This is a genomic window from Corynebacterium sp. LaCa_205 (genome assembly GCF_057458085.1).
In genome coordinates, this window is record NZ_CP190931.1 from 541,942 (window position 1) to 554,180 (window position 12,239).

Consider the following 12,239-nt stretch of genomic DNA (forward strand, 5'->3'; position numbering starts at 1 on the left):
GGAGGGGGCAGTTGGGCGCGCGGAGGAAGAAGAGCTGGGATAAACTCGGGATATGGTGCGACAACGTGCTATGAACACCACCTATGAAGGGAACTGCAAGTGCACAAGGCAATTGTTGTATTTGAGGTAGAAGGCGGCTCGGATAAAGGCGCAGATGGCCACCGCAAGGACACCATGCCAATCGTCAATGCGATCAAGGAACAAGGCTGGGAGGCAGAGGTAATCTACTTCCATCCGGACAAGTCTGAAGAGATCTACACTCAGGTTTCTGAAAACTTTGATGCCTATATCTCCCGCGTCAACCCCGGCAATATCCCCGGCGGTGAGAAGGGCTACTTCGAATTGCTGAGCAAGCTGGCAGATGCCGGCCTGGTAGGTATGTCCACTCCGGCGGACATGATGGCCTATGGCGCCAAGGACGCACTGGTCAAGCTCAATGACACCCCGCTAGTGCCGGACGATACTGCGGCGTACTACGAGGTGGAAGAGCTGCATAATACCTTCCCCACCTCCTTGTCCTATGGCGAGCGCGTGCTCAAGCAAAACCGCGGTTCCACGGGTGAAGGCATCTGGCGCGTGCGCCTCGCGGACCAGGATCTTGCCCAGTCCGTTGAACCGGGGACCGCACTTCCGCTCGATACCGCTTTGAAGTGCACTGAGGCAGTGGATAACCAGACCCATGACTACAAGCTGGGCGCTTTCATGGACTTCTGTGACCAGTACATTGTGGGCGATAACGGTATGCTGGTGGATATGCGCTTTATGCCGCGCATTGTAGAGGGCGAAATCCGCATCCTGCTCGTGGGCAATGAGCCGGTATTTATCGTGCACAAGAAGCCGGCGGAGGGCGGCGATAACTTCTCCGCTACGCTCTTCTCCGGTGCCAAGTACACCTACGATAAGCCGGAATCGTGGCCGGAACTGCTGGAGATGTTTGATAAGGCGCGCCCCGTTATCGCAGAGAAGCTCGGCGATACCAAGGATGTTCCGCTGATTTGGACTGCGGACTTCATGCTTGATGACGCCCCCGATGGCACCGACACCTACGTCCTCGGCGAGATCAACTGCTCCTGCGTTGGCTTCACTTCCGAGCTGGACATGGGAATCCAAGAAAAGGTTGCCGCCGAGGCGATTCGTCGCGTGCAGGACGCGAACGCCTAGCGCACGCTGTATCCTGCCAAGTAGCCCCACGGGAGACCGTGGGGCATTTTCCTACCATCCCTAAAACATTTTGAGGACCGCATAATGGCTGATAATGACTTCAATTCCGACGGTTTCCCGAAGGATTTTTCCCCGCGCGATTTTTCCGAAACTCCGCACCACCGCGCTGGGGATGTTGCGAAAAACGCTGAGGGAGCCAGCGCTGCCGAGGTGAATGAGACCAAGGAGTTTGGCTCTTTCGATGTAAATGAAACGAAGTCATTTGGTCACACTGATAAGTTTGGTGATTCTGGAAACTCGCGGGATCTTTCCTCTCAGAAGCCAGCCGAGGAGGACAGTTCGACTGCTTCTGCGGCATCTCCAAGTACCGGCAACTCCGATTTCTGGGCCATGCAGTCCTCCGCCGCAGGTCAGGGCGCTGCCTCCCGTGCGCATAACCCATTCACGGATTCGGCATCAACGGACGCTGCTGCGAACGGCAACCAATTCGGTTCCGTCCAGTCCACGAACGAGCAACCGGCTTTTGGCGGTTACGCTCAACAGCAGAGCACGGGCCAAGGAATCGGAGAGTTCCCTTCGGTTAGCGCTGCTCCTGCCGATTCTGGCCAAGATCTGGGTAATAAGAACAGTCGCATGAGCGGTGCTCTCAAGGGCTTGGCCAAAAAGGATGGGCTCTTGGGCGGACTTTTTGAATTCGAGTTCAAGCACTTCTTGACCATCACCCACGTGAAGGAGATCTATAAGGTCGCCATGATTCTTGGTGGAATCATGTGGATTCTGCACCTTCTCGGTGCCTTCTTATTCGCTACCGGCATGGGCATTTATGGCATCCAGGAGGACTCCGCGTCCGCCATCTTCGGAAGCATTTTTGCTTTCATCTTCCTAGCGGTCCTGAGCACCATCATCTTCTACGCTTTTATGGTGGCTATCAGGCTGTTTCTAGAAGCCATGGTGGCAAACGTGAGGATCGCCCAAAACACCGGCGATATCCTCGACAAAATGGACTAATCTTTTGTGATGAGTGGCTCGCTGAACAAAGCGAGTGGCAATGCGAGAAATGAGGAACGCCCCAGCAGATTGCGCTGGGGCGTTTGGCGTAGAGTCCTAGGCCTTTTGCGGGCTGGCTAAAGGCTAGTCGTAGGTTCCGAGCTGGTAACTGGGAAGATCAACCCACATCTTGTTGAATTCCTCGACTTCACCAGAAATTGGTTCAACGGTGTCGCCTTGTGCCTGTAGGCGCACGGTGTGGTGCGCGGTAATGCCCTCCGCGGTGGAGCGACTGCGCTCTCCCCAGGTGAAATCGACTTGGTTGTCGGAGACTGGGGTGACGCTTTCTACCCTGTCGAAGACGGACATGTCCTTGGCCGGGGCGCCGTTGACATAGAGGGCTAGCCCATCAGCAATCGAGGCACCGGTGCCTGTTGGGCCCTCCACATCGCCCATTGAGCCGCGGAAAATGATCCAGCTGATCGTGGCGCAGGGGTCGTAGGAGTTGTCGATATCGGCGATCCAGTAGTTGAAATCGCTGCCATCGTCAGCGGGCATGCGCCCAGGTGCGGTGCCAGAGGCATAGACCGTGCGCGGGTCGTTGGGCAGTTCTGTGCATGTGCGGTCTTTGCCTTTTTCCTGTTGCTGCGTGGTGGCCTTTTCACCTTTGTCGGTTGAGTCTGACGGGGATGACGCCTTAGTAGCAGCGGCCTCGTCTCCTGCGGATGCTTCAGTCTCGGCCGGTGCTTGGCTGGAAAAGACTGGCTGTTCGGAGGAAGAAGAATCTTCTTGGGAACTGCAGGCGCTAAGCGCTAGTGGCAGGGAGGTGGCAAGTAGTAGGGCGGCAGAGAATCGCCGTAAGCGGCGAGGAGGCACGGCAGGCATGGCGGCTCTCCAACTCTAGTCGAGGAGGGTGGCGACGCTGTCCGGGTCGGCGTCGGAAAGCATTTGGCGAATGCGGTCGTACTCATCGTCCTCGCCGATGGCCTTAGCGGCATGGCCGAGGGCGGCGATGGCGCGCAGCACGCCCTGGTTCGGTTCGTGGGAGAAGGGGACCGGGCCCCAGCCCTTCCACCCATTCCCGCGCAGGCGGTCCAGGCTACGGTGGTAGCCCGTGCGCGCGTAGGCGTAGGCGGTGATGAAAGCGGCTGGCTCAGCGCCCTCCTGCTGCTTAAGCTCTTGCTCAGCAAGCAAGGCCCACAGCAGCGGAGAATCCGGATGGGCAACGATGCCGGCGGCGAGATCCGAGGTGGAGTCCGCACCGGGATCGGCTGGCAGCTCAATGGGTTTCGGGGCAAGCATGTCTTTCATTTCCATGCCACCCCACTGTAGCGACGCCGGCGCGCAGCTACCAGAAATCGGAGACGTTAAGGTCAAATGAATACAGCGCGCGGCGCACCACCGGCAGGGAAAGCCCAATAACGGAGGAAGGATCGCCTTCGATGCGGTCAATGAACCAGCCGCCCATTGCCTCCAAAGTAAAAGCACCGGCGCACTGGAGTGGCTCACCGGATCGGGCATACGCTGCGATATCGGCTTCGCTGGCGTGGGCAAAGTGAACCGTGGTGGTAGATGTTTCCACATGGCGCCTATCGCCAAAGAGGAGGCAGTGGCCGGTAAGCAGCTCGGCCGTGCGGCCGGCTTGCTGGTGCCAGCGTTCGATGGTGGCTTCCTCGGTGTGCGGTTTGCCTTGTAACTCGCCGCCGAGCAACAGCATAGAATCGCCGCCGATGACGGGCTCGGTGGGGTAGCGCTCGGCCACCTTTTCGGCCTTGGCTGTCGCTAGGGCCGCCACGATATCGGCCGGTGGGCGGCCGGCGAGCGAGGCTTCAAGGGAGCGTTCATCAATGTCGGCCGGTTCCAAGACAGGTTCTACGCCCGCGCCGCGCAAGATGGACGCACGCGAGGGCGATTGGGAGGCGAGGATGAGCCGCATTAGAAGTACCGCACTGTATGGAAAGCGGAGGGATTATAAATGCGCTGCGACCCAAAGCGCTCGAAGCGCTCAGCCGGGTTGCCCCATTCATTGCGCTCGCCGGTAGCACCCGAGTGCTTTGCACTCATCTGCGCCAACACCGTGCGCAGGGCCGCGAGCTCGTCTTCAGTGGGATTGCCCTTTACTACCTTGATTTCAGGCGTAGACATCTCGCCTCCTAAACAGTTCCGTGCTTCTTGGGTACCTGCGCCACGGCCTTGCGCTCTAGCAGACGCAGGCCTTCCACCAGGTAGTGGCGGGTGGCGGAAGGCTCGATGACATTATCGGCCAGCCCGCGCTCCGCAGCGGCATACGGGTGCAAGAAGAGCTCGTCCATCTCTTCTTCCTTTTCCTCAGAGCCATAGATGGCCAGGGAAGCCTGGGAGGCTTGGGTGACGGCAATTTCTGCGGTGGGCCACGCGTAGACCAGGTCCGCCCCCAGGTCTTTTGCACCCATAAATACGTAGGCCGGGCCAATAGCCTTGCGGGTAATTACAGTGAGCTTGCCGACGCTCGCTTCGGCCTGCGCATAGGCAAACTTCGACGCCCTACGAAGCAGGCCTGCCTTTTCCTCTTCCGGGGTAGGCACAAAGCCTGGGGAGTCCACGAATTCCACGATGGGAGTATTGAAGGCATCGCACGTGCGCACGAAGCGCGCGGCTTTTTCTGCGGCGGCGGAATCCAGTGCACCGGCCAATGCTAGCGGCTGGTTGGCAACGATGCCGACGGTGCGGCCATCGATGTAGGCAAAGCCAGTGACGATATTTTGGGCCGCTTCTGCAGAGAGTTCGAAGAATGACCCCTCATCGACTACAGCCTTAATGACATCGTTTATGTCATAGGCCTGCGCGGCGGTATCCGGGATGACGCTATTGAGATCAAAGTCCGCGACGCTACCGGCATCCACACGCGGCGCCTCTGCGCGGTTATTGGCGGGGAAGTAAGCCAAAACGTCGCGCACGAGGGACAAAGCCTGCTTGTCGTCGCTGGCCACCAGGTGAGCGGTGCCGGACTCTGCGTGGGCTGCGGCGCCGCCAAAGGTCTCTGGCTCCGCGCCGGCCACGTGGCTGGCAGCCTGGTGGAGGGCGGTGCCTTGGGTGACTATGAGCACATCAGCAAACGTCGGCGCGAACGCCGCAATGCCGCTGGTATTGCCCGCGATAACGGAGATCTGCGGAATGAGGCCCGAGGCTTGGGAGACACGCGCCATGAGGCGGGCGTATCCAGCCATGGTGACGATGCCTTCTTGTACACGCGGGCCGGTGGATTCATAAATGCCGATAACGGGAACACCGGTCTTGATGGCGAGGTCATAAATCTTGGTGAGCTTTTCGGCATAAACCTCACCCATCGTTCCATCGAAGATTTCTCCGTCCTGGCTAAAGACGCATACGCGGCGGCCATCGATGGTGCCGTAGCCGGTAACCACGCCATCTGTATAGGGGCGGTCATGCTCGCGGCCGAAGTCGGTGGAACGGTGGCGGGCCAGTGCGTCCGTTTCCACAAAGGAGCCCTCATCGAGCAGCTGCGTCACGCGGGTGCGGGCGGCCGGCTCGCCTTCTCCCAGCGGTGCGCGGGACTCGGCAAGCTTGGCGTCCAGGTCCTCGATCTTGCCGGCGGTGGTTTTCAGGTCAGTCATAGGCCCCCACACTACTAGCGCACCCCGGTCAATGCGGAATGAAAGGCAGCAAGAGCGAGGAGTGAAAATCGTTTATGTGGTACTTGCCACCGCACCGTGGACTAAGCATTAAACCTGGGAATTCCTTGAATGGCACCCCGCTCGCTTACCCTATTGTGGGGGTGGTGACCAGTGTAAACATTTTAGGGCGCTGGGCAGGTGAGCGCTAATTGTTGCACCTCAAGGGAGGTAAAAAGATTAGAAAAGTTTTCATTCAACTATTGATGTGAGTCTTGTAATCCCTTATTATTATCTGAGTCTTCATGAATGTTTCCCCTGTTTTTTAACGATCTATTAAGGACGGTCTTCTGGTGATTAAAAAGGGACTGCGCTTGCTCGCACCGCTCGCCGTAGCGACTCTCTTCACGCCAGTGGCGCACGCGGGAGATATTCCCCCGATGCCGCAGGCATATCCCATTTCCAACCTCTATAAGAGCTGCAGTGCCGCTGGCGACAATGTCGAGCGCGAATGGCGCTTTGCAGAAACCGGCCGCCGCTACATGAGCGATGGCACCCTGCAGTTCAAAAACACCACCAATCAAGAAGTGCCCTACACCGCCGAGGTAGAAACCGGTACCAATCACGAGATTGATGCCAATTCTAAGGCCAAGCTGCCTTCTGGTTGGGACACCACCGCCAAGTCCGATATTGGTCTGAAGATGACCAATGGTTGGCGCGATAAAGAAACTTTCGGCCCAGTGAAGCTGAAGCCGGGTGAGTCCTTCCGCGTCGAGTACGGGGTCATCGAAAAGGACTTCATCTCCATGTTCGTGGGCTGCAATGATGACCGCCTGGAAAACATCCCGGGTGCCAACGTCATCCGCGGTAAGGGCCCGGCCGAGCGTTACGCCTTTGCCTACATCATTAAGGCAGATGGCTCCGTGTCCGATCTGGCCATGGAAATTCCTTCCCGCTCTCCGGGGGCAAACTCCAAGCCGATCGAGGGTAACTACACCTCCGTATCCGGCCCGAGCCTAGAAAAGATTGCCGATCCTAAAAAGGATGAGATCATGCAGCCGGCCGCGGAACTGCAGCGCGATCCATCCTGGCCAAAGGAAGGCGATAAGTGTGAAGCTGGCGATACCTCCTGGTACCCGCTGGACATCACCGCTGTAAAGCCGACCTACCGCAAGGCCGGCTACTCCACCGACTTCCTCAACTGGTCTAAGGGCGATTATGAATTCGCCCCGGTGACTGACTTCGTTGTTGGCGCCGAGCACGCCCCGTACACCAACTGGCAGGGCAACCGCGGCGATATTCCGAAGGGCTGGCTTGAGTCCGTCGGTGCCGTAAAGCGCGCCTACATGCCGGTCGGCACCGAGCTCAAGCACGTTGACCTCAAGCCAGGCGAGCGCGTGCGCGTGGAGTATGGCACCACCATGACCCGCATCAACTACCGCGAGATTCACTGCGGCAAGAGCGGAAACTACGACCTCACCTCTAACTACAAGCAGACCTCCGCCCCGAGTGGGTTCTGGGCAGAGGCCAAGATCACCGATAAGGCCGGCAATACCCGTACTGAGGACGTCACTCCGGACGAATTCCGCGACCTGCCGGTTCCGACCCAGACCATCTACTAAACCCCACCACACCTACACAAGGAGAAAGTTCCATGTTCAAGTCCAAGATTGCTTCTACCACCGCGGCTCTCGCCGTTGCCTCCGGCCTGATCTTCGCTCCGGCCGCTAACGCCCTACCACAGCGCGACCTAAGCCCAGCTAACCCGACCACCATCGGCGAGCGCTGCTCCAACCCAGGTGACACCGGCCAGACCGTAAAGATCAAGCGCACCTATTTTGATGGCTCCGCCGGTTCCTGGACTGTGTCCAACTACAACGATGAGCCATTGCCTGTCACCCGTTCAATCAAGGAGACCAAGACAAAGACTTGGAACGTGTCTGCTGGCGTCGATTTCAAGCTGTTGGATCTCATTAATTTCACCTTCTCTTCCAGCTACACCGATAGCCAGTCCTACGAGGTAGGCGAACAGGTTGGTCCGTACGACATTGCTCCGGGCAAGACTGCCGTGCTGCGCGCCGGTTGGCTTGTTTCTGATTTCGAAGGTCAGAAGACCGTGTGTGGCTCCGACCACAAGTGGCAGGCTAATGGCGGCACCTTCACGGCTTCTCTGCCGAAGGAACGCCACGTCGAGGTTTCCACTCGCGATAACAACGATTGGGGCTAAACATGAGCAAGACGTCCATCGCCAGCGCCCTTGCGGCGCTGAGCCTGGTGGCCGCTCCTGTTGCCCACGCCGCTGATTTCGGTGGGGACTTCGAGCTGCCCCAGCGCTGGAACGACGATTATAAGCCGGGCACGCATTGCTCGACACCGGGTGAAAACGGCACCTACGTCACCGCAAAGCGCCGCTGGTTCAAACAGACTGATGCCACCAGCGTGGCCAACCGCAACGACGAAGAAGTGCCGGTCAAGCACACCGTCACCAAGGCCCGCACCCAGACCATCGAGGTCTCCGGCTCCGTTGAGGGTACCGGTGATCTGGCCAAGGTGTTGACCAAGACCTATGGCTTCAACTACGTCAGTGAGCAGCACTGGAAGCTAAACCAGGTGGTTGGTCCGTACACCCTGCCAGCGAATTCGCAGGGCAAGCTGGTGTGGGGCTTTACCATGCTCGATACTGACGGTCAGGACGTTCGTTGCAACTCTGACCAGCAGTGGGAAGCCCAGGGCAAGCCGTACTCGGCCTCCGTGCCAGAAGCGCGCTACTCTGAGCTGCGCTTGGAAGACGCCCCTGAGTGGAACTAATCCACCCCATTAAGGAAGCGCCTCGCCAATCTGAAAGGACTGGCGAGGCGCTTTTCTTTCGGCTAGGCGCTTTCGGAAGCTTGAGTCGAGAGGACAGGGGTTAGGCAGGTAGCCAAGCGTAGCCATAAGGGCCAAGCTCCACCGGTCCGAGATCGATGGAGCGATCGCTGAAATTGTGCAGGCACAGCAGATCGCCGCGTTGGTAACCAAGGACGGCCTCTTCGCCGGTCTCAACCGGCTCACACGGCGCGGTACCGAGATCAGAGTGGGCATGGCGCTCGGCGATCATGGAGCGCACAGTATTGAGCAACGAGGCGGCGTCTTCAATCTGGGCGGCCACAGACGTTCCGCCTACAACCGGCAGCCGGGATGGCGCATTGATGCTGAAACCGGCGTGTTCGGAATCGTCCCACTGCATGGGGGTGCGCACCGCATAGCGGTCTGGGAGTGTCGTGTCATCGAGCATGCCAATCTCATCGCCGTAGTAGATAAACGGTGCGCCCGGCAGGGTCATCAATAGGGAGAACATCAGCTCCACCTTGCGGCGGTCGCCGTTCATCAGTGGCATAAGCCTGCGGGCAATACCCACGTGCGCGCGCATACTGTCTTCTGGCAGGTACTCCTGGTACATCAGATCTCGCACGGTATCGTCCACCATTTCCAAGGTGAGCTCATCGTGGTTGCGCAGGAAGGTACCCCACTGGCAGCCTTCCGGTAGGGAAGGCAGTTCGTCGAGGATGGAGTAGACCGGGGTGGCGTCGCCAAGCGCCAAAGCCTGATACAACCGCGGCATGACCGGGAAGTTGAAGACCATGTGGAAGCGCTCGCCCTGGCCGTAGAATTGCATGGTTTCGGCCGGCGGCTGGTTGGCCTCCGCGATGAGCACGGCATCCGGGTAGTGCGCGTCCATGAAGGAGCGAATCTTTTCCACAAACTCGATGGTCTCCGGCAAGGATTCGCCGCCTATACCATCGCGTTCAAAGAGATAAGCAATAGCATCGAGGCGCAGACCGTCCAAGCCCTTGTCCATCCAGAAAGACAAAATTTTGAATACTTCCTCCTGCACGGCCGGGTTATCGTAGTTCAAATCCGGCTGGTGGGAATAAAAGCGGTGGAAGTAGTACTGGCCGCGCTTGTCATCCCAAGTCCAGTTGGAAGTCTCCACGTCAGTGAAAATGACGCGGATTTCGGGGTAGCGCTCCGTGTCATCGCCCCAGACGTAGAAATCGCCATAGGGGCCTGTGGGATCCGTGCGGGAGGCCTGGAACCATGGGTGATCGGAGCTGGTGTGGTTGAGCGCCAAGTCCGTCATAATGCGCATGCCGCGGCGGTGCAGCTCCGCAATGAGCTCTTCAAAATCCTCCATCGTGCCATAATCTGGGTGGATGGAGTAGTAGTCCGCAATATCGTAGCCATCATCGCGCAAGGGGCTGGCATAAAACGGCGAAAGCCACAGGCAGTCCACGCCGAGCCATTGAAGGTAGTCCAGCTTATCGATGATCCCGCGCAGCGTTCCTACCTCCTTATCACCATCGGCCTTAAACGAGCCGACGAGGGCCTGGTAGAAGACTGCATTGTGGTACCAGCTCATGAAAGGTCCTTTCTTTTGGCCCGCCAGGTTAGGTAGGTAAGAAGGCACAGTACTCCGGCCACGAGACCGGGCCAGATGGCGGGGGAGTCGTGAAAGAGGTTGATGATGGCCTGAATAACCGCGAGGATGCTGAAGAAACCAAGGAAGCCCAGCGCGGTATCCCACAGCATGGCCCTGCGCATTAGGCCTTGACACCACCTGCGGTCAGGCCAGCGACGATGCGGTGCTGGAAGATGAGCACCATGATGACCAGTGGGATGGTAACCAGCGCGCCAGCGGCCATGGTCGCGGCATAGGGGTACTCAAAGGCCGAGGGGCCGGAGAAGCGTGCAATGGCCACGGTCACCGGCTCAGTATCGGTGGTGGAGAGCTGCTTGGCCAGCATGAACTCATTCCACGTGGTGATAAAGGCGATGATCGCGGTGGTAAACAGCGCTGGCGCCGCCAGTGGCAATAGCACCAAACGGAAAGCTTGAGAACGCGAGGCTCCATCTACCCGGGCTGCTTCTTCCAGTTCCCAGGGAAGTTGGCGGAAGAAGCTCAGCAGCGTATAGACCGTGAGAGGAAGCGCAAAGGAAATATTGGGGATGATCATTGCGCGGTAGGTACCAATCCACTCCAGGTTGCCAAAGAGCTGGAAGAGCGGGGTGACCAAGGCAATGGCCGGGAACATGGAGGCGGCCAGAATAATGCCGGTCACGATTCCCTTGCCAGGAAAGTCATAACGGGAGAGCGCATAGGCGGTAAAGACACCGATGAGCACGGCCACCGCGGTGGTAATCAGTGAGATGAGAAGCGAGTTACCGAGCGCGGCAAGGAAGTCATTTCCCTTATCGGTAGCCAAGGCATCGCGGAAATTATCCAGCGTGACATGGGTAGGCCATGGCGTTGTATCAAAGGTGAATCGCTGATCTCGCAGCGCGGTTACCAGCATCCAGTAGAAGGGAGCGAGGCCCCAGAACATGATGAAAATGATGCCGGCGAAGTGTCCGAATTTACGCATTATTTAGCTGCCTTCCTGCCGGAGACATCCGCACCAAGGAAGCGAATGAGGATAAAGGCGACGACGAAGATAAGAAGGAAAATGAGGGTGGAGAGCGCGGAGGCGGAATTGAAGTTGCCTTGGCGCATATCCTCCACCACCAGCTGCGAGATGGTCGCGGTAGGGGAGTTGGAGGAGCTAGAAATCATGATGACCGGCAGGTCATACATGCGCAGTGCGTCCAGGGTGCGGAAGAGTACGGCCACCATGAGCGCCGGGCGCACCAGCGGGAGGGTGATCCGGAAGAACGTCTGGATACGATTGGCGCCGTCCACGCGGGCGGCGTCGTAGACGTCCTTAGGAATCATCTGCAGGCCCGCCAGGATAAGCAGTGCCATAAACGGGGCGGTCTTCCACACATCCGCGATGATGACGGCCAGGCGGGCGTAGAACGGGTCCGTGGTCCAGGCGATCTGTGCTCCAAGCAGCGAGTTGACGATGCCATCCGGGGCAAACATGAACTGCCATAGCTTGGCCGTGACGGCCGTTGGAATGGCCCAGGGGATAAGTACCGCCGCACGCACGAGGCCGCGGCCGCGGTACTCACCATTCATGATGAGAGCCATCAGCATACCCAGGATGGTCTCCAGCAGCACGGTAACGACGGTGAAAAAGAGCGTAATCTTGACTGCGGGCCAGAAATCTGTGGCGATAACCCCCGGTGGGCAGGTGGAAATCTGGCCGGTACCGGAAACGCATCGGTTATTGATCCAGTACAGGTAATTTTCCAGTCCGGCAAAACCGCCTTCCTCAAAAAGCCCCGTCTGCGGGTTGAGGTGCCTATTGCCTTGGAAGGACAGGAAGATGGCGCGGATGATGGGGTAGCCGATGATGACGGCGAGCACGATGAGCGCCGGAGCAATCAGCCCGGCCACGCGCCCGTAATTTTTGCGCTGGGGTTTCGGCGCTCTTGCCGACGCCCCTTTCGGCGTCCCCTTGGACGCAGTCGGCGAAGCTATAGCCACGCTGGTCCGCCTTTCTGTTAAAGAAATGCTGTCTATTGGCTAGATTCTATCCCCAATAGGGGAGTGAAAACCAC

The 12,239-nt window shown here is 58.5% G+C and carries 13 protein-coding genes; 5 read left to right on the forward strand and 8 right to left on the reverse strand.

The annotated features are described in order from the left end of the window. The first annotated feature begins 99 nt into the window (after window positions 1-99). Complete coding sequence (locus ACP8J1_RS02740; protein WP_023020693.1) at window positions 100-1,161, forward strand: Cj0069 family protein; 1,062 nt, start codon at window positions 100-102, stop codon at window positions 1,159-1,161. Window positions 1,162-1,245: 84 nt separating this feature from the next. Beyond that, entirely contained in the window at window positions 1,246-2,169 is a 924-nt protein-coding gene (locus tag ACP8J1_RS02745; RefSeq protein ID WP_023020694.1) for a DUF4282 domain-containing protein, read from the forward strand. Between the two features lie 123 nt (window positions 2,170-2,292). Here ACP8J1_RS02745 and ACP8J1_RS02750 read toward each other — a convergent pair whose 3' ends face one another. Genes ACP8J1_RS02750 through ACP8J1_RS02770 form a run of 5 tightly spaced genes read right to left on the reverse strand, consistent with a single transcriptional unit; the run spans window position 2,293 to window position 5,762 of the window. Further along, window positions 2,293-3,033, reverse strand: a complete 741-nt coding sequence (locus tag ACP8J1_RS02750; RefSeq protein ID WP_023020695.1) for a hypothetical protein — start codon at window positions 3,031-3,033, stop codon at window positions 2,293-2,295. A gap of 15 nt (window positions 3,034-3,048) precedes the next feature. Next, window positions 3,049-3,465: a DUF3151 domain-containing protein gene (locus ACP8J1_RS02755; protein ID WP_034655777.1), complete on the reverse strand. Its 417-nt coding sequence runs from the start codon at window positions 3,463-3,465 to the stop codon at window positions 3,049-3,051. Between the two features lie 31 nt (window positions 3,466-3,496). Then, complete coding sequence (locus tag ACP8J1_RS02760; protein WP_023020697.1) at window positions 3,497-4,084, reverse strand: Maf family protein; 588 nt, start codon at window positions 4,082-4,084, stop codon at window positions 3,497-3,499. Further along, window positions 4,084-4,293 (reverse strand): acyl-CoA carboxylase subunit epsilon, encoded by a 210-nt coding sequence (locus tag ACP8J1_RS02765; RefSeq protein WP_023020698.1) that lies wholly within the window; start codon window positions 4,291-4,293, stop codon window positions 4,084-4,086. Before ACP8J1_RS02765 ends, ACP8J1_RS02760 begins: the two co-directional genes overlap by 1 nt. An 8-nt stretch (window positions 4,294-4,301) precedes the next feature. Beyond that, window positions 4,302-5,762: an acyl-CoA carboxylase subunit beta gene (locus ACP8J1_RS02770; protein WP_023020699.1), complete on the reverse strand. Its 1,461-nt coding sequence runs from the start codon at window positions 5,760-5,762 to the stop codon at window positions 4,302-4,304. 350 nt (window positions 5,763-6,112) lie between these two features. On the opposite strand from ACP8J1_RS02770, the gene ACP8J1_RS02775 reads away from it, so the two are divergent. Genes ACP8J1_RS02775 through ACP8J1_RS02785 form a run of 3 tightly spaced genes read left to right on the forward strand, consistent with a single transcriptional unit; the run spans window position 6,113 to window position 8,567 of the window. Then, a complete protein-coding gene (locus ACP8J1_RS02775) occupies window positions 6,113-7,381 on the forward strand; it encodes a hypothetical protein (protein WP_023020700.1) in 1,269 nt (422 codons plus the stop codon). 32 nt (window positions 7,382-7,413) lie between these two features. Continuing rightward, window positions 7,414-7,986, forward strand: coding sequence for a hypothetical protein (locus ACP8J1_RS02780; protein ID WP_023020701.1), 573 nt, complete (start codon window positions 7,414-7,416; stop codon window positions 7,984-7,986). A gap of 2 nt (window positions 7,987-7,988) precedes the next feature. Further along, window positions 7,989-8,567: a hypothetical protein gene (locus ACP8J1_RS02785; RefSeq protein WP_023020702.1), complete on the forward strand. Its 579-nt coding sequence runs from the start codon at window positions 7,989-7,991 to the stop codon at window positions 8,565-8,567. A 100-nt stretch (window positions 8,568-8,667) separates the two neighbouring features. On the opposite strand, the gene ACP8J1_RS02790 is transcribed toward ACP8J1_RS02785, so the two are convergent. The 3 genes from ACP8J1_RS02790 to ACP8J1_RS02800 form a co-directional block, all read right to left on the reverse strand. Beyond that, the gene (locus tag ACP8J1_RS02790) at window positions 8,668-10,158 is read right to left on the reverse strand and encodes an alpha-amylase family protein (RefSeq protein ID WP_023020703.1); all 1,491 of its coding nucleotides are present in this window, start codon (window positions 10,156-10,158) and stop codon (window positions 8,668-8,670) included. A 181-nt stretch (window positions 10,159-10,339) separates the two neighbouring features. Further along, window positions 10,340-11,161, reverse strand: coding sequence for a carbohydrate ABC transporter permease (locus ACP8J1_RS02795; RefSeq protein WP_023020705.1), 822 nt, complete (start codon window positions 11,159-11,161; stop codon window positions 10,340-10,342). After that, a complete protein-coding gene (locus ACP8J1_RS02800) occupies window positions 11,161-12,165 on the reverse strand; it encodes a carbohydrate ABC transporter permease (protein ID WP_023020706.1) in 1,005 nt (334 codons plus the stop codon). Before ACP8J1_RS02800 ends, ACP8J1_RS02795 begins: the two co-directional genes overlap by 1 nt. Window positions 12,166-12,239 lie beyond the last annotated feature (74 nt).

What these genes read in the sequence shown, in the direction of transcription:
- ACP8J1_RS02745 (WP_023020694.1), top strand. Translation starts at nt 1,246, where the DNA reads ATGGCTGATAATGACTTCAATTCCGACGGTTTCCCGAAGGATTTTTCC.
- ACP8J1_RS02790 (WP_023020703.1), bottom strand. Translation starts at nt 10,158, where the DNA reads ATGAGCTGGTACCACAATGCAGTCTTCTACCAGGCCCTCGTCGGCTCG.
- ACP8J1_RS02755 (WP_034655777.1), bottom strand. Translation starts at nt 3,465, where the DNA reads ATGGAAATGAAAGACATGCTTGCCCCGAAACCCATTGAGCTGCCAGCC.
- ACP8J1_RS02760 (WP_023020697.1), bottom strand. Translation starts at nt 4,084, where the DNA reads ATGCGGCTCATCCTCGCCTCCCAATCGCCCTCGCGTGCGTCCATCTTG.
- ACP8J1_RS02765 (WP_023020698.1), bottom strand. Translation starts at nt 4,293, where the DNA reads ATGTCTACGCCTGAAATCAAGGTAGTAAAGGGCAATCCCACTGAAGAC.
- ACP8J1_RS02770 (WP_023020699.1), bottom strand. Translation starts at nt 5,762, where the DNA reads ATGACTGACCTGAAAACCACCGCCGGCAAGATCGAGGACCTGGACGCC.
- ACP8J1_RS02780 (WP_023020701.1), top strand. Translation starts at nt 7,414, where the DNA reads ATGTTCAAGTCCAAGATTGCTTCTACCACCGCGGCTCTCGCCGTTGCC.
- ACP8J1_RS02795 (WP_023020705.1), bottom strand. Translation starts at nt 11,161, where the DNA reads ATGCGTAAATTCGGACACTTCGCCGGCATCATTTTCATCATGTTCTGG.
- ACP8J1_RS02785 (WP_023020702.1), top strand. Translation starts at nt 7,989, where the DNA reads ATGAGCAAGACGTCCATCGCCAGCGCCCTTGCGGCGCTGAGCCTGGTG.
- ACP8J1_RS02750 (WP_023020695.1), bottom strand. Translation starts at nt 3,033, where the DNA reads ATGCCTGCCGTGCCTCCTCGCCGCTTACGGCGATTCTCTGCCGCCCTA.